The organism is Streptomyces taklimakanensis (genome assembly GCF_009709575.1).
In the GTDB taxonomy this organism is placed as follows: domain Bacteria; phylum Actinomycetota; class Actinomycetes; order Streptomycetales; family Streptomycetaceae; genus Streptomyces; species Streptomyces taklimakanensis.
On record NZ_WIXO01000001.1, the window covers coordinates 2200169 to 2220470 of the forward strand.

The window sequence follows — 20302 nt, forward strand, 5'->3', positions numbered from 1 at the left end:
TCACTTCGCGTCCTCCCCTTCCCCGGGCCGTTCCCCGGCCCCCCGGTCCGAACACACGCACGGCCCCTTGCGCCACCACTCGGGCAACATGCCGATCGCCTCGTCGCCCAGCGGGTTGACGCCGGGCCCGGCGACCAGGGAGTGGGCCACCAGCACGTGCAGGCACTTCACGCGGTCGGGCATCCCGCCCGCGCTGGGAAAGCCCTCCAACACCTCGATCGCGTCGCGGCGGGCGATGTAGTCCTCGTGGGCCCGGCGGTACGCGGCGGCCAGCTCGGGGTCCGTCCGCAGCCGCTCGGTCATCTCCTTCATCACGCCCTCGGCCTCCAGGGTGCCGATGGCGGAGGCGGCACGCGGGCAGGTGAGGTAGTACGTCGTCGGGAAGGGCGTGCCGTCCTCCAGCCGCGGCGCGGTCTCCACCACGTCGGGCAGTCCGCAGGGGCAGCGGTGGGCGATGGCGCGCAGACCGCGCGGCGGGCGGCCGAGCTGCCGTTCGAACGCCTCGACGTCCGCGTCGGTGGGCTCGGTGGGTTCGGTCGGGGGCGGGGGCGTTTCCATGGGGTCCAGGGTGCCTCGGGGGTGTCGGGTGCCGGACGCGCGGGGCGCGCGGCGGCCGGGTGGGGTACCGGACGGGGTGCCGGGTCGGGAGCGTCGGTTCAGGGGTACCGGTCGGCCGCGTCCACGCCGTCCCACAGGTGTCGGTACCAGGAGCGGTCGGCGGGGCCGGGCGCGGTGGAGCGTCCGGACCGGGAGGCGCCGTCCGCGCCCCGGTCCGCGCCGTGGTCCTCCGTGCCCTCGGGGAGGAGGTAGCCGACCTCGCCGGGGCGGAGGTACAGCAGGTGTTCGCGGGCCATCCGTTCGACGTAGGCCGGGTCCTGCCAGCGGGCCTTCTGGTCGCGTTTCTCCTCGACCCGTTCGCGCAGCTCCTCGACCGTGCGCCGCTGCTCGGCGATCTCCGCGCGCTGCGAGAGGTACTGGCGTGTCGGGTAGGCGAGGGCGACCACCAGCGAGCACAGCACGAGGACGAGCAGCGCGGCCCGTCCGGTGAGTCGGCTGCGTCGGGGGCCGCGCATCCGGCGGTTCTGGGCGCGGTAGACGCGTTCCGCCGCCTGCGTGCCCAGTGCTCTGAGCCTGGTCGCGGTGGAGAACCTGTCCCGGTCCGCGGCCACCTCGCCTCCCCTGTCGGTCGCCCTGTCGCCGTCGCGCGCGGCCCGTCGTGCCGCAGCGTCCCCCGCCACCGTACGGGACGGCGGCGGGGGACGCTGCGGCGGCGCTCGGCGGAGCGGTCACGCTCCCCGGATCCGCCGGTGTTACCGGCCGGCGGGACGGAACCGCGGGAAGGCGGAGCGACCGGCGTACACCGCGGCGTCGTCGAGGATCTCCTCGATGCGCAGCAGCTGGTTGTACTTGGCGACGCGCTCGGAGCGGGCCGGGGCGCCGGTCTTGATCTGGCCGCAGTTGGTGGCGACGGCCAGGTCGGCGATGGTGACGTCCTCGGTCTCACCGGAGCGGTGGGACATCATGCACTTGAAGCCGTTGCGCTGGGCCAGCTCGACGGCGTCCAGGGTCTCGGTCAGGGAGCCGATCTGGTTGACCTTGACCAGCAGGGCGTTGCCGGCGCCCTCCTCGATGCCGCGGGACAGACGCTCGGGGTTGGTGACGAACAGGTCGTCGCCGACGAGCTGGACCTTGTCGCCGAGGCGCTCGGTGATGGTCTTCCACCCGTCCCAGTCGTCCTCGAACAGCGGGTCCTCGATGGAGACCAGCGGGTACGCCTCCACCAGTTCCGCGTAGTAGTCGGTCATCTGGGCCGCGGTGCGCTCCTGGCCCTCGAAGACGTACCGGCCGTCCTTGTGGAACTCGGAGGCGGCCACGTCCAGGGCGAGGGCGATGTCCTGGCCGGGGGTGTAGCCGGCCTGCTTGATCGCCTCCAGGATGAGGTCGAGCGCCTCCCGGTTGGAGCCGAGGTTCGGGGCGAAGCCGCCCTCGTCGCCCAGACCGGTGGACAGGCCGCGCTCCTTCAGCACCTTCTTGAGGGTGTGGTAGACCTCGGTGCCCCAGCGCAGGGCCTCGGAGAAGGACTCCGCGCCGATGGGGGCGATCATGAACTCCTGGATGTCCACGTTGGAGTCGGCGTGCGAGCCGCCGTTGAGGATGTTCATCATCGGGACCGGCAGCAGGTGGGCGTTCGGGCCGCCGAGGTAGCGGAAGAGCGGCAGGTCGGACGCCTCGGAGGCGGCGTGCGCGACGGCCAGCGAGACGCCCAGGATGGCGTTGGCGCCGAGCGAGGACTTGTCCGGGGTGGCGTCCAGGTCGAACATCGCCTGGTCGATCAGGCGCTGCTCGGTGGCGTCGTAGCCGACCAGCTCCGGACCGATCTGCTCGATCACGGCGAGGACGGCCTTCTCGACGCCCTTGCCGCCGTAGCGGTTCTTGTCCCCGTCGCGCAGCTCGAGGGCCTCGAAGGCGCCGGTCGAGGCACCGGACGGAACGGCGGCACGGCCGGTGCTGCCGTCGTCGAGGCCGACCTCGACCTCGACCGTGGGGTTGCCTCGCGAGTCGAGGATCTCGCGGGCCACTACGACGTCGATGGACGGCACGAGCGTCTCCTTCGTGTATGTCGGGCATGTGTGTGAGGTCTCAGTGCCCTGAGCCTATCCGGCCCGTGCGCACCACCCTGTCGACAGCCCGTGCCATACGGCGGAACGGCAGGTTAAACCGCAGCTCAGAGGGGCTGGGATGAGTTTGTTTCCAAATTGAATAAACCCGGTGCGGCGCGCCCTTCCCACAGGGGGAACACACACCGCACCGGGCCGGCTCCGGCCGGTGACCGTCCGGTGGGGGCGAACGTCGAACCGACCGGAGGACTCAGACCCGGAGCTGCTGCCCGGGGAAGATCAGGTTGGGGTCGTCGCCGACGACGTCCTTGTTGGCCTCGTACAGCTCCTGCCAGGTGGTGCCGTGGTCGGCGGCGATCGCCCGGAGCGTGTCGCCGGACTTCACGGTGTACGCGTCCTCGACCTCCCGGTCCTCCATGCCGCCTGCGGTGCTCTCGGCGCTCTCGGCGCTCTCGGTGGTCCCGGTGCCGGACCACGAGCGCTCCCGCTCCTGGGACTGCCCGGAGTGCGAGTACGTCCGGGACTCCGCGCCCCCGGCACTCCCCCGCCCCCCGGCGCCGCCGTCGGGGTCCACGTTCGCCGCCGGCCCCCCGGCCGTGAGGCCGCCCGCGTCGGCACAGGCCCAGGCGCGCGGCCCCTGCATGGCCAACAGGCGCTCGGCGACCGCGATCTGCTGCTCCTTGGTGGCCAGGTCCGCGCGCGGCGCGTACCGGGTGCCGCCGGCGGCCTCCCAACTGGACTGCGCGAACTGCAGTCCGCCGTAGTAACCGTTGCCGGTGTTGATGGACCAGTTGCCGCCGGACTCGCACTGGGCCACCTGCTCCCAGGTGTCCACGGAGGCGGCCGAAGCGCCCGGCGCGCCCGCCACCGGGGCGGCGATGGCGGCGCCCGTCAGGGCCGCGGCCCTGACGGCGCGGGCGGTACGACTGTCGTGACCCTTGCCAGAGAACAGCATCGACGTCCCTCTCACCGACGCCTACGAGGTGAGCTGTCGGGTTCGGGCCGTGAGCAGCCCGGCCGCGCGGGACGCGGTGTCCCCGCGCGGCTTCACCCCAAGCCGCCGTGCTCCGTACGCACGGCCCGTCCGTGTGCACGGCCCCGGCGGCGCCTACCTGGTTCCCCCGCTCCTGCCATCGGCGCTGACGCGACGACTACCCCACCGGCCGCCGGCAGGATTCGGCGCTGCGGTCGGTGGCACTCGCGGTCGCGAGCGAGACGACGGTAAGCACACCGGGACATACACCTCAAAGCATGTCGATTCCCGGGCATTCACCCTTATCGCCCCTCGTGGAGGTGAATCCCCGCAGGTCAGGGAAGCGCCGTTAGGCCTGACGGGAAGGACACGCCGTGGTAACCCGGGAGGGTCATCCGGGAGCGGCCTTTCGGATCAACCGAGGCCGAGCTCCTGGCCCGGCAGGATCAGGTCCGGGTCCTCGCCCACGACCTCCCTGTTGTTCTCGTACAGCTCGATCCAGCCGCCCCGGACCTCGTGCTCCTCGGCGATCAACGCCAACGAGTCGCCGGGACGCACCAGGTGGGTCGTCGGCGCCGGCGCGCCGGACCCGCCCGGCTCCAGGCCACCGGCGAACTCGGCGCGCGCGGAACGGTCGATGCGGTCGTCCTCGTCGACCGGGCGCTCGTCCCCCGTGGCCCGACGGTCGTCCTCCCGTCCCTCCACCGCCTTCTGCCGCTCCAGCTCCAGCTCGCGCGGGTCCCGCTCGCCGCGGTGCCGGCCGGTGCCCTCCCGGGCGTCGGCGTCGACGTCCGCCTCGGCACCGGCTTCGGTGTCGGTGTCGGTGTCGGTGCCCGTCCCGGCACCGGTGTCCGTCCCGGCGTCGGAGTCCGCATCGGCACCGGCTTCTGTGTCGGCGTCGGTGTCGGTCCGCGGCGCACGGTCGGTCCCGTCGGCGCCGGCGCCCTTCTCCGACTCCGCGCCACCGGTCCCCTCGGCGGCGCCGGTCCCGGAGGTGTCGCCGCGCCCCGGAGCCTCCCCGGGGCCGTCCGCCCCGCCCTCTCCGCCGCCGCCGGGAGCGTCCCCCTCCTCGCCCTCGACGGGCAGCAGGAGATCGGGATCGATGGCGGGCGCCTCGCCGGTGGTGTCGTGGCGCAGCCCGGCGTTGATCCCGCAGGAGGGCCAGGCGTACGGCCCCTGGTCGGCGAGGATCTTCTCGGCGACCGCGATCTGCTGACTGCGGCTGGCGAGGTCGGGGCGCTCCGCGTAGGCGGTGCCGCCGTACTGCTCCCAGGTCTCCTGGGTGAGCTGGAGACCGCCGTAGTAACCGTTGCCGGTGTCGGCGCTCCACAGACCGCCGCTCTCGCACTGCGCCACCCTGTCCCAGGTGTCGAGGTCGGCCGCCTGCGCGCCCGAGGCCCCGAGGAGGGGCATCGCGATTCCCGCGCCGGTCACTCCGGCGGTGACGAAGACGGCGGGAGCCTGACGGGGGCGGCGGTGTCTACCGTTCCCGGAGAGCATGTGTGGGGCCTCTCGTACGTGGGGAGCCATCGGGGTCGAGCAGTTGACGGCTGAAGGTAGCGCCCCCCGTCCGATCGTCACAAGCCAGTGTCGCGTAGATCACGTGAAGGTCACACTCGTGACGTGGCGTCACGTCTGTGACGGTTCGAACTCCACCGGAAGTTCCCGCAGGCCGCGCATGATGAGGCCGCCGCGCCACCGCAGTTCGGCCGGATCGACCGCGAGCCGCAGGTCGGGCAGGCGCCCCAGCAGGGACGCCAGGGCGACCCTCCCCTCCAGTCGCGCCAGCGGCGCGCCCAGACAGTAGTGGACGCCGTGACCGTAGCCGAGGTGCTGGTTGTCACGGCGGGTGAGGTCGAGCGTGTCGGGGTCGTCGAACCTCGACGGGTCGCGGTCCGCGGCGGCCAGCACCACCAACACCGGCTCGCCGGTCCCGATCCGCTGCCCGCCGATCGTCAGCGGCTCGGTGGCGAACCGCCAGGTCGCCAGCTCCACCGGACCGTCGTAGCGCAGCAGCTCCTCCACCGCCGTCCGCAGCAGCCCGGTGTCCCCGGCGGCCGACGCGTCCTGGAGGAGACGCCGCTGCTCGGGATCGCGCAGCAACGCGTAGGTGCCGTTGCCGATGAGGTTGACGGTCGTCTCGAACCCGGCGAACAGCAGGATGAACGCCATCGCCGCGGCCTCGTCCTCCGTCAGGTGCTCGCCCTGGTCGCTCGCCCTGATCAGCCCGGAGATCAGATCGTCGCCCAGGTCGCCGCGCTTGCGGTGGATCAGTTCGGTCAGATAGGCGCGCATCCTCTTGACCGCCCGCCCCACCCCGCCGCGGGGGCCGCCGCCGTGGCGGATCATCATGCCCGCCCAGTCGCGGAAGTCGTCCTGGTCCTCGGCCGGGACGCCGAGCATGTCGCAGATGGCGTAGATGGGCAGCGGGAACGCGAACTCGTGGATCAGGTCGGCCCGCCCCCGCCCGGCGAAGCCGTCGATCAGCCGGTCGGCCAGCTCCCGCACGCGCGGCTCGAAGGCCGCCACCCGACGCGGGGTGAACGCCTTGGACACCAGTCGCCGCAGCCGGGTGTGGTCGGGCGGGTCGATGTTGAGCAGGTGCGTCATCAGGTTGGCGCTGCGCTCCCCCGGGATGCCCACCTTGCCCTTGCCGTGCGCGGCCTCGCTGTGGTGGACGGGGTTCTTGCTCAGCCGCGGGTCGGCCAGCGTCTCGCGGGCGTCGGCGTACCGCGTCACCAGCCACGCCTCCACCCCGCTGGGCAGCACGGTCCGGTGCACGGGCGCGTGCTCGCGCAGCCAGGCGTACGTCGGGTACGGGTCGGTGGCGAATTCCTGGGAGAACAGGGGCGGGGTGGGCGGGGGACCGGCGGTCCCCTCGGCGTCTCTCTCGGGGGCTCTCTCGTCGTGCACGCCCCCGACGCTAACGCGGCTCGCGGACCGTCGGAGCGGCCGGTCGGCGCGGTGCGCGACGGCCTCGCGGCACGGTGCTCCCGGCGCGTCCGGTCCGTCCCGTCGGGGGCGGTCCGCCGCATACCGCGTCGCGTCACGGGTACGGCGGGGAGGACGAACGCCACGCACCCTCCGGAAGGAGGTCACAGTGCCTTCGTCCTCCTACCCGCCCCCGCAGGACTGGGGCCCCTACTCGCAGGACTGGGGCCACCAGGAGCCCGAACCGCTCCCGCCGCAGGCGCCCGCTCCCGAGCCGCCGCCCCGCGACGGGATGGGGATCGCCGCCCTGGTCCTCGGTCTGATCGCCCTGACGCTGTTCTGGACCGTCCTCGTCGGCGTGGTGCTGGGGGTGCTGGCGGTGGTGTTCGGCCTGGTCGGCCACCGCAGGGCCGCGCGGGGCGAGGCGACCAACGGCTGGATGGCCCTCGCCGGCGCGGTCACGGGCCTGGTCGGCCTGGCGCTCTCCGCCACCCTCATCGCCGCGACCCTGGCCTTCCTGAACTCCGACGCGTTCGACGACTTCCGCGCCTGCATGCGGGACGCCCCCGGCTCCACCGAGCGCGGGCAGTGCGTGGAGGAGCTCGGCGACCGGCTCTGGTGAGGGCGTCCCGCCCCTCACCCCTCGGGAGTGCCCTCGGGAGCGCCCTCGGGGGCGCGGTCCGGACGGCGGCCCTCCGCCGGCAGCGTCAGCAGGATCAGCAGCAGGCACCCCGCCAGGACCGCCGAGCCGGTGCGGAAGGCCAGCGCGTAGCCCGGGGCCAGGGCGTCCGGCGTGTCGCCGGTGATGCGGCCGGCCGCCACCGTGGACAGGACCGCCAACCCCAGGGAGCCGCCCATGGTGCGGGAGGTGTTCACCATCGCCGAGACCACCCCCGCGTCCCCGTACGGGGCACCGGAGGTGGCCAGGGAGGCCAGCGGGGTGGCCAGCAGCCCGGTACCGAGCATCGCCGTGACGCCGGGCCCCAGGACCGTGCCCGCGTAGGAGCCGTCCGCGCCCATGGCCAGCCCGTACCAGAGGAAGCCGGATGCCGACAGCGTCACGCCCGTCAGCGCGGTGTTCCTGGCGCCCAGCGGGTGCATCAGCCGGGGGGCGAGCTTGGAGCCGGCGACGACGGCCAGCGAGTGCGGCAGGAAGCCCAGGCCCGCCTGGAGGGGCGTGAACAGCAGCACGTTCTGCATGTAGAGGGAGACGAAGTACCAGGAGGAGACCAGCGCGGCGCCGCAGACGAACATCGCCGCGTTGGCGGCCGGGACCGACGGCAACCGGAAGAGCCGCAGCGGCATCAGCGGCGCCCGGGCACGGGCCTCCACCGCGACGAAGAGGCCCAGCAGGACCGGCCCGCCCAGCAGCGGCACCAGGGTGGCCGTCTCGCTCCAGCCGATCGCCTCCGTCTGCACGATGCCGTACGCCAACGTGCCGAGCCCGGCCGTGACCAGCACCGCGCCGGGCACGTCCATCTTCCCGCCCCCTCCGGCGGAAGGGCCTCCGCCTCCGGTTCGGTCGCCGCCCAACCGGAGCGCCACCGCCAGCAGGACGAGCACCCCGATGGGCACGTTGACCAGCAGCACCCAGCGCCAGGAGAGCGCGTCGGTGAGGACCCCGCCGACGAAGCCGCCCGCCGCGCCGCCGCCCGCGCCCACCGCCGTCCAGGTGCCGATGGCGCGGGCGCGGGCCGGCCCCTCGGGAACGGAGGTGGTGAGCAGGGTCAGGGTGGAGGGCGCCAGGACGGCCGCCCCCACGCCCTGGACGGCCCGCGCGGTGAGGAGGTGCCAGGGCTCGGCGGCCAGGCCGCCCGCGAGACTGGCGGCGGTGAACAGGCCGAGTCCGGCCAGGAACACCCGCTTGCGCCCGAAGACGTCCCCGGCCCGGCCGCCCAGCAGCATGAACCCGGCGAAGGTCAGCGTGTAGGTGTTGACGACCCACTGGAGCTGGTGCGCGTCCATGCCCAGGCCGGAGCGCATGGCGGGCAGCGCCACGTTGACCACGGAGACGTCGAGCACCACGAGGAACTGTCCGGCGCACGCGGCGAGGACGACCAACCAGGTGGAGCGGACCCGGCCCGCTCCGGCCGTCCCTGGGGACTGGGTGTCGGCTTCAGCCGAGTGCTCGACCATTCCGCCATGCTAAGGACTCCCCGGCACCTCGGGGACCGCGTCCGACCACCGCCCGGTACCGACGGGGAGCCCCCGGCGCCGGAGCCGGCCCCCCCCGGCCGGTGCGGGCGGCGGCTCCGCTCGACGCGCGGGCGCGTCCGCGTCGTACCGCATGCGTCCCCTCACCCCGGGTATCCGACGTCCACGGTGCGGAGGGCGCACCGTCTCGCCGCGGACGATCACGAGCCGGGGGTGGACCGGATGAGGCGCGGCCTTCCGTCCAGGAGCACGAGCGGCGGCACCGACACGTCCGCCGCGCCGCGCGAGGAGACCCCCGCGCCCCGCTCGCCGGTGGTGCGGGCGCTGGTGATGGCGGTGGCCCTGGCCGCGACGGTGCTGTTCGCCGTTCTCCTCGCCCGACTGACCCTGACCCCGTCCCACGCGTCGGAGCCCCTGGCACACGGCAACCTGCGTCCGGGCGACTCCATCCGCGCCTACCTCGACCAGCCCGCGTTCCGCGACACCGTCAAGCAGTTGGGCGGCAACATCGCGCTGGGCGTGCCCTTCGGCGTGTTGCTGCCCGTCGCCCTGCCCCACCTCCTGGGGCCGCTGCGGGTGGCGCTGACGACCGTGGTGGTGACGACCGCGGTCGAGCTGGTGCAGGGGCTCGCCGTTCCGGGTCGGGCCTTCGACGTCGACGACGTCATCCTCAACACCACCGGCGCGCTCCTGGGCTACCTGCTGCTCGGCCGCGGGCTGGGCCGCGCCGTCCATCCGCCGCGCCGCCGGCGGCGACGGCGCGGGGCACGGCGGGAACGCACCGGTGCCGCCACGAGGGCCGAGGGCGCCTGACGGGTCCGTCGTTTCGACCCACCGCGCCCGGGCATCCGTTCCAGGATCCGACTCCCCTTCAGGGCACACGAGTCGGACGCACGAGAAGTGAGGGCGGACGGCGCCTCGCGTCGCCGAGGCCCGCCCGGACGGACAGGGCGGGACGTGGGTCCGAGCGGCCCGTCACCCCTCCGCCCACCCGATCGAAAGGACGCCCCGGTGTCTTCGCAATCTCCCTACCACGGCCACCCCCACACCCCCGGGCCGGGCGCCGCGCCGTCCGGCCCCGCCGGTGGACGGCCGCCCCGCAACGGACTCGGCATCGCCGCCCTCGTCCTCGGGGTGATCGCCCTGCTGCTGTTCTGGACGCTCCTGGGCGGCATCGTGCTGGGACTGGCGGCGATCGTGCTCGGCATCGTCGGCCGCCGCCGGGCGAAGCGCGGCGAGGCGACCAACGGCGGGATGGCGCTGGCCGGGGCCGTGGTGGGCGGCCTCGGGCTGGTGGCGTCGGTGGCCCTTGTCGTCGCGGGGGTGTCCTTCCTGAACTCCGACGAGTTCAAGAACTTCGAGGACTGCGTGAACCGGGCCGAGACCGCCGCCGACCGCGAACAGTGCGAACGCGACTTCAACCGGGACCTGGGGGGTCTGGAGGGCTGAGCCCCCGGGGATCCTCCCGCACGACGCCCCTCGGACGGCGTCCGGAGACGATCACCGGGTCCGGTCGACGGGTTCGCACCGGGAGCCGGGGAGCGACAGGGGCCCGACGCTCTCACCCGTCATCCGGCCCGCCACCCGGCGCCGAGGGCGGCGGCACGGGACGTGTGCGGCGAGGGCACGGCCCGGCCCGTCCCGGGGCCGCGCCGTCGAAGCAGTCGAAGCCGTCGAAGCGCGACCCCGGGATGGGCCGGGCGCCGCCGTCAGGTGTGGCCGGGGCCGCCGGAGCCGAAGCCGCCGCTGCTGCCCGGGTCCCAGGTGCGCCGGTCGTCGGGGCCGACGGGGTGGGTGTCCTCGTGTTCCTGGAGCTCGTGCGGGTACCGGCGCCTCCCGTCCGAGGGGACGGGGTCGTCCTCCCGGATGCCGTCCTCGTAGCCGATCGGTTTCTCCGGGTGCTCGGAGGGCGTGGAGACGCCCTCGTCACCCCGCCTGAGCAGACGCAGTCCGTACACCACGGCCAGGATCAGCAGGGACGCCACCAGGACTCCGGCGACGAGCGGCCCGATGCCGATCGTCAGGTCGGAAGCTGCCAGGGGAATGTGCTCCGCCGCGTGGATGCCGTTCATGGCCTTCGGGTACCCCCCTCCGGCCGGCTCACTCGGCCCGGCGCCCCGACCGCTCCGTCCCGCGTGCGCCGGCCTCCGCCGCGCGGATGGCGTCCCGGTAGGCGCGGGCCGCGGCCCGCAGCGCCGTCTCCGGGTCGGTGCCCTCCGCCTCGGCGCGGGCGGCCAGGGCCAGCAGCTCGTAGCCGACGCCCTCCCCGGCGGGCAGCGCGTCGATGCCCGCGGTACGGGCCCGGCCCGCCAGCTTCGCGGCCAGGGCGAGGGCGGGTTGGCCCAGCGGGACGCCCTCGGTGACCGAAGCGCGCCGCTTCTCCACCGCCTTGGTGCGCAGCCAGTGGGCCTTGACCTCCTCGGGGGTCTCGGCGGTCTCGTCGCCGAAGACGTGGGGGTGGCGGCGGATCAGCTTCTCCACGATCGTGCCCGCCACGTCGTCGACGGAGAACGGTTCCTCGGGGTCGTCCTGGGCGATCCGAGCGTGGAAGACCACCTGCAGCAGTACGTCGCCCAGCTCCTCGCGCAGGGCCTCGCGGTCGCCCTCCTCGATGGCCTCGACCAGCTCGTACGCCTCCTCGATGCCGTACTTCACCAGGTCCTCGTTGGTGCGTGTCCCGCTCCAGGGGCACTCGGCGCGGATCCGGTCCATGACCCTCACCAGGTCCAGCAGGCGGGCGCCGGGCAGGTCGTAGGAGCCGGGGAGCAGCTCCAGCTCCGGCATCGCCTCGCGACCGGAGCCGGCGAGCCGGGCGAGTCCGTCCGTCAGCTCCGGCTCGCCCTCGGCTCCCGCGAGGACCACCACCGTGCGGCCGCCGGTGCCGGTGCCGGCGCCATCGACGGCGCCGTCGTCACCGCCCGCGCACAGGGCCACCAGTTCGCGGGCGGTGGGTCGGGCGGTCCGCACCGTGACGCCGGCCTCGCGCAGGTACGGGAGCTGCGGGTGGTCCGGGTCCGCGCACAGCACGCGGTCGGCGGTGCGCACCGCCTGCCAGGCGGGCCAGGACAGCAGGCCGGGCGCGACCCGGTGGCTGGTGGTGAGCAGGACGATGCGGCCGGTGGCGGGGACCGGGACGGCTGGTGAGGCGTTCACGCTTCCGAACGTAACCGATGAACGGCGGCAGCCGTCCGGCCACCCGGCGCGGGGGCGGCACGCCGCTCGGTCGGCGCGGTCGGACGCGTCAGGCGGGCTGCTGGGGTCCGGGGCCGGAGACGTTCCTGATCCACGGCTCCTCGGTGTCGACGAGGGTGATCTCCTTGTCGTCCCAGGCCCCGTAGCGCGGGTTGATCGTCACGTCCATCTTCTCGGACGTCTCCGCCAGCACCTCGGTCATGGCCTGCTGTCCCTGGGGGGTCCGGAGGTCGGCCCCCAGCTTCTCGGCCAGCTTCTGGACCAGGACCTGGGCGCGCACCGCCTCGTCGATCCTCTCGGGTGCGACGGCCCGCTGCCGGATCATCATCTCCTCCAGCCGCTCGGCACCGCCCACGTTGCGCTCGGCCTCCGCCCGCGCCCGCTGGACGTCGCTCCGGGTGATCTCCACCCCGGCGTCCTCGGCGGCCCTCTCCAGGACCCGCTGGAAGACGAGGGTGCCGAGGGTGCCCCGGGTGAGCTGCCCGGTGTTCTCGACCAGTTCGGCGCCCTGCTCGTCCTCGCCCTGGGCGTCCCGCACGGCCCGCACCTGCGCCTGCACGTGGGACACCGTGATCCGCTCGCCGTCGACGACGGCCGCCGCGCCGGGGTGGGCTTCGCTGCCGCAGGCGGTCAGCAACGGCGCCCCGACGAGCACCGCTGCCGCGGCGGAGAGGGAGAGCGAGATCCTGCGGCGGAACATGAAGCCTCCTGAGTGCGGCTGTGGAACGGGTGGTGTGGACGGTGCGGGGAGCACCTGTGCATGGCCGTCCCGGCGGTGATCGATGCTAGGCAGTCCGCGCGGCTCCCACCACCGTTTCGACACTGTTTCGGCAAACGAACGAGCGGGGCGGACGGTGCCGGGGGCGGAGCGGCGGCCCGGGGCGGGGAAGAAGCACGGACGCGGCGGGAGCGGCGCGGGGACACGACGGGACTCGGCAGTGTTCGCCCGTCGTTCCCGTTCCGTACACCCCGATGCCCAAGGGTTGCCCCCGTGTCCAACGAAACAGCCGTGCACGTCCCGGAGCGCGGTCCCGACATCGGCACGGGCTCCGGGCAGAGCGACCCACGGGACCTCCGGGTGCCCCGTCCCGGCCCCCCGCCGCCCGCCCCCGCGCAGTCCGCCGATCCGCCCTCCCGGCCCACCCGGGAGCACCGGTACGACATCGACCTGATGCGGTTGGTGTGCTCCTTCGCGGTGATGCTCGGCCACGTCGGCGGGGTGTTCATAGCCGCGGTGGAGCGCGAGGAGGCGAACGGGCCCGGCGTGTACTGGACCGGGCACGTCGTGGAGGCGCTCAACCCGTTCGCGGTCCCCATGTACTTCGCCATCGCGGGCTGGGCCGTGCTGGTCGGGGCGCCGCCGAGCGACAGCCGTCGGATGTGGCGGAGGGTCGTGCGCAACACGGTGCCGCTGCTGGTGTGGACGGCCCTCTACCTGGTCTGGGGCCGGTTGTGGGGCACCAACGACGGGCCCGTCTCCCGGCTGGCGGTGGAGGCCCTCTTCGGGTCGGTGCGGCCCGCGTACCACCTGTGGTTCATGTACGCCTACATCCCCCTGGTGATCGCGCTGGCGTTCGTGGTGCTGGTACGGGCCGGGAGGCGGCCGTGGGGGCTGGGCGCGGTGCTGCTGGTGCTCGCCTGCGCGCCGAGCCTGACGGGGGACCTGGAGCGGTGGACCGGCTGGGACGTTCCGCACTTCGGCTGGGGCTTCGGCCTCTACCAGGTGATGTACGCGGTGATCGGCGCGTTCCTGTTCGCCCTCCCCGCCGGGGTGCCCGTCCGACGGCGGTGGGTGTGGGCGGTGCCGATCGTCCTGACGATGGCCGGGGTGCTCTGGTACCACACGCAGGTCCACTACGTGATCCCGAACGCGCACGTCCTCGTCGCCGTGATGACCGGCGGGCTGCTGTTGGCGCTCAACCGGGTGCGGGTGCCCGAGCGGTGGCGTCCGCTGGTGGGGAAGTTGGCCGGCGCCTCGCTGGGCGCCTACATGGTGCACGTGATGGTCATCTCGGCGCTGGTGGAGCCGCTGGTCACCGCGGACCTGTCCTGGCCGGTGGCGGGCGCGCTGTTCGTGGCGCTGCTGGCCGTGACGGTCGCGGTGTCGTTCGGTGCCAGTGCGCTGTGGGGACGGCTGGGGCTGCGCAAGTACCTGGGCTGACGAGCGTGCCGGGGGCGGCACCGCGCCGCGCGCCGCCCGAGGGACGCGCCCGCCCCCATGCCCCGCGGCGGGGCCGGACCACGGCCCCGGCCCCGCCGCGGCCTCCCCGTCTCCCCGCCGTCTCCCCATCGCGTCCCGGTAGCGGACTACCCGGCGCGGCTGCGGGCGGCCCGCCGCACCCGGCGCGCGGCGCGCAGCGCGGTACCGCTGCCCGGCAACCGGCGCACCAGGCCGGGCGTCAGTCCGCCGGGGAGTCCCAGCGCGGTCAGCCGGCGCCGCTTGAAGTAGCGGGTGGTGTCCTCCCCGAAGTGGGCGCTCAGCCACGCCTCGGCCTCGGCGCGCAGCCCGGGGTACCGGTCGGCCTGCATGCAGTACCCGACGGTCCTCGCCAGCGCCTCGACCTCCCGCACCGCGTCCGCGGAGTCGGTGACCACCGCGCCGCGCGCCTCCCCTTCGGCGGTCCCTCCGCCGGCCGGCGCCTCCAGGTCGGGGACGAGGGCGTCGACGAGGGTCAGGGGGATGCGGTTGCTGTTCTGGTAGGGGGTCAGCCGGTCCAGCAGGGGCCCGGTGCCCACCCGTGCGATGGGCACCCCGTACAGGGCGGACGCGGTGAGCATCGCCGTGGAGAAACAGCCCACCACCAGCCGGGGGCGACAGCGGCGGAAGACCGTCTCGGCCAGCATCGGACGGTCGAGCACCAGCAGCCGTACGCCGGTGTCGGCCGCGGCCTTGTCCAGCACCTTGGAGTAGCGGGCGGGCGCGGTCGGGTGGGGTTTGAAGAGGACGGAGCGGTGCCCGGCCGCCGCGGCGCCGCGCAGCATCCGCTCGTGCAGGGCCTCCTCCTCGTCCACGGTGAGGATGCCCAGCGCGGCCAGGTACTGGCCCAGCAGGACGGCGGTGGGCGCCCCCTCGTCGTCCGGACCGGGCAGCTCGCCGTCGCCGTCCGCCGGGGAGGCGTCGTCGAGTTCGTCGAGAACCGTCCGGAAGACGTCGTTCGGCACCAGCTCGGACGGCACGCCGTACTCGGTGAGCAGCAGCGGCCTCAGACCGGGCACGAGGTCCAGGTGGAGCAGCCGCTGGATGCGGCAGGCGGTGGTCTGCGGCAGCTTCTCGCGGGTGGGGCCGTAGCTCATCAGGCCGTCGGCGTACACGTGGAGGGAGGCGTCGGCGAAGACGGTGGCCAGCGCCCTGGCCGGGCTGACGTGGACGGACTCCACGACGAGGTCGATCGGCCCGTCGCCCAGCCGCCAGCTCGCCCGGAACATCCGCTCCCACAGCGGGGCGTCGCCTCCCGCCGGGTTCCAGGTGCTGGGGTGGTGGGGGCGGATGGTGTCGTTCCAGTCCACCACCCGGTCGAACCGGGCGGCCAGTCGGTGCCAGCCGCGCATCTCGTCCAGCCGGGAGGCGGTCTCGGGCACCTCGGCGTTGTTGGAGACCAACAGCACGCGCAGGGTCCGGTGCCGCGGGCCGAAGAGGCCGGCGTCCAGGGCGGCGGCGAGCGTGGCGGCGCCGTAGAGGGTGGAGACCTCGAAGATCTGGACGCGGGTGCGTCCGCCGGGGCCGTCCGCGGCCGACTCGTCCCGGGCCGGCGTCTCGTGGTCGGTCGTCCTCACCGTGTCGGGCATCTCAGGCAGCCTTCCGTGCCGCGCCGCCCAGCAACCGCCGGAGCGTCCTGGCGCGTTCGTGGTCCATGGAGCGCAGAGTGTCCTCCAGCACCCCGCGCGGCATACGACGCAGCGCGGCGGACGACTCGTGCTTCAACCGCCGTGCGGCGGCGGGTTCGTAGCGGTGCGCCCCGGCCGCGTGGAAGGCGATCATGGCGCAGTAGGTCCGCACGATCTTGGGGAGGAAGCGCTCGGCCTCCCGGTCGGCGGCGACCTCGGCCAGGATCAGGTCGTGGGCCGGTATGAAGTCCAACTGCCGCGCGTCGCGGATCTGGGTCAGGGAGGTGGCGACTCCGCGCCGGTAGAAGACCCCGAGCAGGCCGACGGTGGCGAACGTCCTCGCCCGCAGGTGGAGTTGCCAGGTGAACACCCGGTCCTCGGCGGTGCGCAGGTGGGTGACGAACCGCATCCCCGCCCCGCCCGACGGCCCCGCGGCGGTGTCGAACAGCTCGCGACGGTAGATACCGGCCCAGACGAAGGGGTAGTCGACCATCGTCTCCATCTCGGGCGGCGCGATGGCGTCCCGGGTCTCCAACACGGCGTCCCGCCGCCGCGCGGGCGCCCGCTTGATCCGGCGTCCGCGCCCGGTGGTCTGCACGTGGTCGGTGCGGACGAAGTCGCAGCCCAACTCCTCGATGGAGCGCACCAGGTCGTCCAGGTGACCGGGGGCGTACCAGTCGTCGCCGTCGAGGAAGGTCAGGTAGTCGCCCTCGGCGGCCTCGATGCCGGTGTTGCGGGCTTGGGCGATGCCCCGGTTCTCCTCGTGGCGCAGCAGTCTGGCGCGCGGCAGTTCGCGGACCGCCCGGTCGAGGATCTCCGACGTGGCGTCCGTGGAGCAGTCGTCGACCAGGATGAACTCCGTCCCCGGCCGCGCGTTGGCCGCGAGGCTGCGCAGGGTGTCCTGCGCGTAGTCCTGGACGTTGTGGAAAGGGACGATCACTGAGAGCTTCGGCACGTGGCTTCCAGACGCTACGGACAGGTCGGCGGGCCGGGCGGGCGGCGGGGCCGCGGCCGGTCTGCGGTGGAGGGTAGCCACGCGACGATCACGGTGGGTGCCCTGCGGGGGGCGCTCGGGTGAATTCTGGGCGTACGGTCGGTGGCTCCGGGCGGGCGGGACGGCTTCCGTACGGGTGCTCGGGGGACGGACCGGGCCGTCACCGGCCCAGCCGCGCCCGGCACAGCTCCTCGTCCCGGCGGAGCTGGAGGACCTCCGGGTCGTACGGGCCGCGTTCGGCCGCGTACTCCGCGGCGAGCCGGGTGATCTCCGGCAGGGCCCGGGCGTACTGGCCGGTGTCCAACAGCACCGCCGCGTACTGCTTGCGCAGCTTGCGCACGACGGGCGAGTGCGCGCCGTGTTCGGCGACGGCGGCGGGCAGGGCGTCGCCCAGGAGGTCGGCCACGCGCGTGTAGTGCCCGGCCGAGAGCAGCCCGCGGGCCTTCTCCAGGGTCGCGCTCAGGTCGACGGGCGCCGCGGGCGGGGGCGGGGGCGGGCCGAAGCCGGGGGCGACCGGCGGCGGCGCGGCGTACCCGGACGGGGACGGGAAGCCGGACGGCGCCGGGGGCGGCACGACCACCGTGGGGGCCGGTCCGGGGGCGACGGCCGGTGCGGCGCCCCGCGCTCCGTGCGGCGGCCAGGGCGCCATCGGGGCACGGAACGGCCGGGTGGGGTCCAGCGGCAGGTCGGGGCCGCCCTCCCCGGGCCGGGGCAGCAGCGGAGCGAGGGCCGCGTACACCTCGTGGGCGTCGGCGGGACGGCCGGCGGGCTCCTTGTCCAGCAACCGCCGGACCAGGGCGTCCAGTTCGACGGGCACCTCCGGCCGCAGGTCGCGCACCGGGTGGGGCGTGTCGTGGAGCTTCTTGTACAGCAGGCCCGTGGCCTCCGGGGCGTCGAAGGGGACCTGTCCGGTGAGGAGTTCGTACAGCAGCACGCCCAGCGCGTACAGGTCGGCGCGGGGGCCGACGGGAGTGGTGCCCGTGGCCTGCTCGGGCGCCATGTACACGGGGGTGCCCAGGAGGGTGCCGGTGCGGGTCAGCCGGGTGGTGTCGCCGACGGAGCGGACGGACGCGATGCCCAGGTCCAGGACGACCACGCGGCCGTCGGGCCGCACGATGAGGTTGCCGGGCTTGAGGTCGCGGTGGACGATGCCGACCTCGTGCACGGCCACCAGCGCCGAGCACAGCTGGGCGGCGACGGCCACGGCCCACCGCCAGGGGTAGGGCTCCTGCTCGGCGAGGTGGTCGCGGAGGTCGCTGCCCTCGACGAGCTGCATCACCAGGAACAGCTCCTCGCCGTCGCGGCCCGCGTCGTGGACGGCGACCAGGCCGGGGTGGTCGAGCTGCGCGGTCGCGCGGCACTCGCGTTCGAAGCGTTCGCGCAACTCCTCGGGGTCCGTGGTGCCCGAGAGCGAGGCGACCCGGCCGGAGTGCATCAGCTTGACGGCGATCCGTCGCCCGCCGAGCCCGCGGTCTTGGCCGCCCCACACCTGTCCCATGGCGCCCCGGCCCAACGGCTCGGTCAACTCGTACCGGCCCGCGATCAGCCGTCCGTTCACCGGCCGCCGTCCCTCCTGCGCAGCAGCTCGTCCAACTCGTCCAGTTCGGAGGCGACCTGACGCATCCGCGACGAGCGCGGGGGCTCGGGCGGCCGGGGCACGGCACCGGCCGCCGCCGGATGCGGCGGGGGCGAGGGGTGCGAGGGGGGCGACGGGTGCGGGTAGCCGTACGCGGCCGGGGGAGCGACGGGCGAGGTGGGTCGCGGGGGGACGTGGACCGTGGGGGCGTCGGCCACGGCGGCGGGGTGCGGGGCCGGGTACCCCGGCGCGGGCTGCCGGCTCCGGTACGCCGCGGGGTCGCGGAGGAAGCGGTCGCCGAGGATGCCGTGCACGGTGGCTCCCCCGATGAGCAGGATGATGTACAGCCCCGCCAGCAGCGAGACCGTGCCCTTCCCCTCGTCCTCGCCGGCGACGAACAGCAGCACCACGTAGCCGACCGTCAGCGCGACGGAGACGGCGAACACCGCCCAGTCCAGGCGGCGCCGGCGGAGGACCGCGAAGCGCAGGGACGGCACCCACGCCAGCAGCCCGAGCGACCACACCGGGAACGACGCGAAGAACACGCGCAACACGATCCCGCCGACACCGGGGCCGGGGCGGTGCGGTGCGGGGGGCGGGGCCGCGGCCGGGCCGTACATCGCGTTCACGGGACTCCCTGTTCCGACATCCTTCGATGTGAGGGTATACATCGGCGCGTACGGCGCGGGCCCGCCTCCGGTGGGCCGATACCGATCCGATGCACGGCGGTCCGACGGCCCGTCACCTCACGGCGGTCCCGTCCGGCGGGCCGGGGCGAGGTCCACGGTGTCGTCGAGCAGGTCGATGACGGCGGGGACCGCCGCGCGGAGGCCCGCCGCCGCGGGAAGGGCGTCGCCCCGGTCGAAGGCCCGCCAGACCTCCGGCACGGTGCGGACGTCGGCGCGGGCGTCGGTGTCGCCGGTGACGTCGACCAGCAGGAGCCGGGGCGGCCGCGGGGTGGCACCGCCCGGCCTGCGCAGCACCCACAGGTGCGACGGCGCGCCGTGCGCGGGGCCGGCCCCGGCGGGCAGCGCGACGACCGCGCGCAGCGCTCCCCGGCGCAGCAGCGCGGCGCGCACCCGGCGCCCGGTGCGCCGGGAGGCGACCGCGGGCGGCAGCAGCAACACCGCGGTGCCGCCCGGTCGCAGCCGGGACAGGCAGTGCTGCGCCCAGGCCAGTTCGGGTTCGGCGCGCGGGGGCAGCCCGTACTCCCAACGGGGGTCGTAGGCCAACTCCTCGGGCGCCCAGCGGGCCGTGTCGGACGGGGGGCGGCACAGCACGGCGTCGACGGACGGCCGGGGGCCCGGGGGATCGCGCAGCGCGTCCCCGGCGCGCACGTGGGCGAGCGTGCCGCCGCGCAGGGCGAGCCGGAGGGCGGCGAGCCGGGCGAGGACGGGGTCGGCCTCCTGGCCGTGGAGTGCCCGGGGTCCGGGGCCCCCGTCGGCTCCCCTCGCCGCGGCGAGCAGGGCGCCCGCCCCGCAGGCCGGGTCGAGCACGGTGGTGACGGGACCGGCGAGGGCGGCCATCAGCGCGGCCGTCCCCGGCGGCACGGGGCGGCCGTGGGCGGCGCCCGGGCGAGGGCCGTGACCGAGGGGACGGTCGAGGAGGAGGTCGAGGAGGAGGTCGTACGCGTCGGCGCGTCCGAGTTCACCGGCGAGGGCGCCGAGGGGGCCGGGCACCTGCCGCGTTCCGTGGTGCAGCAGTTCCTCGCCCGCGCGCAGCAGAGCGACCGCGGCCCCTTCGGGCGCGCTCCCGATCGCCGGCCAGGCCTCCTCGTACGGCGGCGGCGCCCCGGCCGGCCGTGCGACCTCGACTGCCGGGGCCGCCCCCGCCGCGTCCGTCACGCCGTCCGGCATCCCTTCGACTCCCTCCTCCTCCGCTCCTCCGCGCGGCGCCCGGAGACTTCCGGCGCACCCCTCCCCATGATTGGTCAGACGATCCGCTTTATCAATGTTGACTCTGTTCACACGCCATGCTGTAGTTGACGCACTGGCCACGGCCACAGGGTCTCAACACGAGATCCACGTCGTCCATGAGTT

Annotated in this window: 19 protein-coding genes and 1 riboswitch; of the genes, 4 read left to right on the forward strand and 15 right to left on the reverse strand. The window is 74.6% G+C overall.

From position 1 onward, the window contains the following. The 6 genes from F0L17_RS09545 to F0L17_RS09570 all read right to left on the reverse strand — a co-directional run bounded on the left by F0L17_RS09545 (window position 1) and on the right by F0L17_RS09570 (window position 6504). Entirely contained in the window at window positions 1-558 is a 558-nt protein-coding gene (locus tag F0L17_RS09545; RefSeq protein WP_155070738.1) for a DUF501 domain-containing protein, read from the reverse strand. Between the two features lie 98 nt (window positions 559-656). Next, on the reverse strand, window positions 657-1169 hold the full coding sequence (locus F0L17_RS09550) for a septum formation initiator family protein (protein WP_162465997.1): 513 nt from the start codon (window positions 1167-1169) through the stop codon (window positions 657-659). Between the two features lie 141 nt (window positions 1170-1310). Continuing rightward, entirely contained in the window at window positions 1311-2600 is a 1290-nt protein-coding gene (gene eno, locus F0L17_RS09555; protein ID WP_162465998.1) for a phosphopyruvate hydratase, read from the reverse strand. A gap of 268 nt (window positions 2601-2868) precedes the next feature. Beyond that, a complete protein-coding gene (locus tag F0L17_RS09560; protein ID WP_155070739.1) occupies window positions 2869-3573 on the reverse strand; it encodes a LysM peptidoglycan-binding domain-containing protein in 705 nt (234 codons plus the stop codon). Between the two features lie 3 nt (window positions 3574-3576). Beyond that, a riboswitch (cyclic di-AMP (ydaO/yuaA leader) is annotated at window positions 3577-3767 on the reverse strand. Between the two features lie 238 nt (window positions 3768-4005). Next, the gene (locus tag F0L17_RS09565) at window positions 4006-5004 is read right to left on the reverse strand and encodes a transglycosylase family protein (protein ID WP_274389090.1); all 999 of its coding nucleotides are present in this window, start codon (window positions 5002-5004) and stop codon (window positions 4006-4008) included. A gap of 216 nt (window positions 5005-5220) precedes the next feature. Then, complete coding sequence (locus tag F0L17_RS09570) at window positions 5221-6504, reverse strand: cytochrome P450 (RefSeq protein WP_162465999.1); 1284 nt, start codon at window positions 6502-6504, stop codon at window positions 5221-5223. Window positions 6505-6691: 187 nt separating this feature from the next. On the opposite strand from F0L17_RS09570, the gene F0L17_RS09575 reads away from it, so the two are divergent. Then, entirely contained in the window at window positions 6692-7144 is a 453-nt protein-coding gene (locus F0L17_RS09575; protein ID WP_155070741.1) for a DUF4190 domain-containing protein, read from the forward strand. Between the two features lie 14 nt (window positions 7145-7158). Here F0L17_RS09575 and F0L17_RS09580 read toward each other — a convergent pair whose 3' ends face one another. Then, window positions 7159-8658, reverse strand: coding sequence for an MFS transporter (locus tag F0L17_RS09580; RefSeq protein ID WP_155070742.1), 1500 nt, complete (start codon window positions 8656-8658; stop codon window positions 7159-7161). A 240-nt stretch (window positions 8659-8898) separates the two neighbouring features. On the opposite strand from F0L17_RS09580, the gene F0L17_RS09585 reads away from it, so the two are divergent. Beyond that, on the forward strand, window positions 8899-9489 hold the full coding sequence (locus F0L17_RS09585) for a VanZ family protein (RefSeq protein WP_238419308.1): 591 nt from the start codon (window positions 8899-8901) through the stop codon (window positions 9487-9489). Between the two features lie 198 nt (window positions 9490-9687). Further along, window positions 9688-10125, forward strand: coding sequence for a DUF4190 domain-containing protein (locus tag F0L17_RS09590; protein ID WP_162466000.1), 438 nt, complete (start codon window positions 9688-9690; stop codon window positions 10123-10125). Between the two features lie 260 nt (window positions 10126-10385). On the opposite strand, the gene F0L17_RS09595 is transcribed toward F0L17_RS09590, so the two are convergent. From F0L17_RS09595 to F0L17_RS09605, 3 genes are all read right to left on the reverse strand, one after another. Then, window positions 10386-10748, reverse strand: coding sequence for a DUF6479 family protein (locus F0L17_RS09595; RefSeq protein ID WP_155070743.1), 363 nt, complete (start codon window positions 10746-10748; stop codon window positions 10386-10388). Between the two features lie 28 nt (window positions 10749-10776). Further along, window positions 10777-11829, reverse strand: a complete 1053-nt coding sequence (locus tag F0L17_RS09600; RefSeq protein WP_162466001.1) for a nucleoside triphosphate pyrophosphohydrolase — start codon at window positions 11827-11829, stop codon at window positions 10777-10779. A gap of 88 nt (window positions 11830-11917) precedes the next feature. Then, window positions 11918-12568: a SurA N-terminal domain-containing protein gene (locus F0L17_RS09605; protein WP_155070744.1), complete on the reverse strand. Its 651-nt coding sequence runs from the start codon at window positions 12566-12568 to the stop codon at window positions 11918-11920. A gap of 378 nt (window positions 12569-12946) precedes the next feature. Between F0L17_RS09605 and F0L17_RS09610 the strand changes: the two genes are divergently transcribed. Continuing rightward, window positions 12947-14029: an acyltransferase gene (locus tag F0L17_RS09610; RefSeq protein ID WP_338018250.1), complete on the forward strand. Its 1083-nt coding sequence runs from the start codon at window positions 12947-12949 to the stop codon at window positions 14027-14029. 146 nt (window positions 14030-14175) lie between these two features. Here F0L17_RS09610 and F0L17_RS09615 read toward each other — a convergent pair whose 3' ends face one another. From F0L17_RS09615 to F0L17_RS09635, 5 genes are all read right to left on the reverse strand, one after another. Further along, window positions 14176-15654, reverse strand: a complete 1479-nt coding sequence (locus F0L17_RS09615) for an alpha-2,8-polysialyltransferase family protein (RefSeq protein WP_238419309.1) — start codon at window positions 15652-15654, stop codon at window positions 14176-14178. A 1-nt stretch (window position 15655) separates the two neighbouring features. Then, complete coding sequence (locus F0L17_RS09620; RefSeq protein WP_162466002.1) at window positions 15656-16648, reverse strand: glycosyltransferase; 993 nt, start codon at window positions 16646-16648, stop codon at window positions 15656-15658. 199 nt (window positions 16649-16847) lie between these two features. After that, window positions 16848-18245 carry a protein kinase domain-containing protein gene (locus tag F0L17_RS09625; protein WP_162466003.1) on the reverse strand — a complete coding sequence of 466 codons (1398 nt, stop codon included), beginning with the start codon at window positions 18243-18245 and terminating at the stop codon, window positions 16848-16850. Then, window positions 18242-18892 (reverse strand): hypothetical protein, encoded by a 651-nt coding sequence (locus F0L17_RS28025; protein WP_155070746.1) that lies wholly within the window; start codon window positions 18890-18892, stop codon window positions 18242-18244. The genes F0L17_RS09625 and F0L17_RS28025 overlap by 4 nt, the downstream gene beginning before the upstream one ends. A gap of 117 nt (window positions 18893-19009) precedes the next feature. After that, on the reverse strand, window positions 19010-20119 hold the full coding sequence (locus F0L17_RS09635; RefSeq protein ID WP_155070747.1) for an N-6 DNA methylase: 1110 nt from the start codon (window positions 20117-20119) through the stop codon (window positions 19010-19012). Window positions 20120-20302: the final 183 nt, after the last annotated feature.

Excerpts from the sequence above, each read along its gene's own strand:
- F0L17_RS09545 (WP_155070738.1), bottom strand. The coding sequence starts at position 558 with ATGGAAACGCCCCCGCCCCCGACCGAACCCACCGAGCCCACCGACGCG.
- F0L17_RS09560 (WP_155070739.1), bottom strand. The coding sequence starts at position 3,573 with ATGCTGTTCTCTGGCAAGGGTCACGACAGTCGTACCGCCCGCGCCGTC.
- F0L17_RS09565 (WP_274389090.1), bottom strand. The coding sequence starts at position 5,004 with ATGCCCCTCCTCGGGGCCTCGGGCGCGCAGGCGGCCGACCTCGACACC.
- F0L17_RS09580 (WP_155070742.1), bottom strand. The coding sequence starts at position 8,658 with ATGGTCGAGCACTCGGCTGAAGCCGACACCCAGTCCCCAGGGACGGCC.
- F0L17_RS09585 (WP_238419308.1), top strand. The coding sequence starts at position 8,899 with ATGAGGCGCGGCCTTCCGTCCAGGAGCACGAGCGGCGGCACCGACACG.
- F0L17_RS09595 (WP_155070743.1), bottom strand. The coding sequence starts at position 10,748 with ATGAACGGCATCCACGCGGCGGAGCACATTCCCCTGGCAGCTTCCGAC.
- F0L17_RS09605 (WP_155070744.1), bottom strand. The coding sequence starts at position 12,568 with ATGTTCCGCCGCAGGATCTCGCTCTCCCTCTCCGCCGCGGCAGCGGTG.
- F0L17_RS09615 (WP_238419309.1), bottom strand. The coding sequence starts at position 15,654 with ATGCCCGACACGGTGAGGACGACCGACCACGAGACGCCGGCCCGGGAC.
- F0L17_RS09635 (WP_155070747.1), bottom strand. The coding sequence starts at position 20,119 with ATGCCGGACGGCGTGACGGACGCGGCGGGGGCGGCCCCGGCAGTCGAG.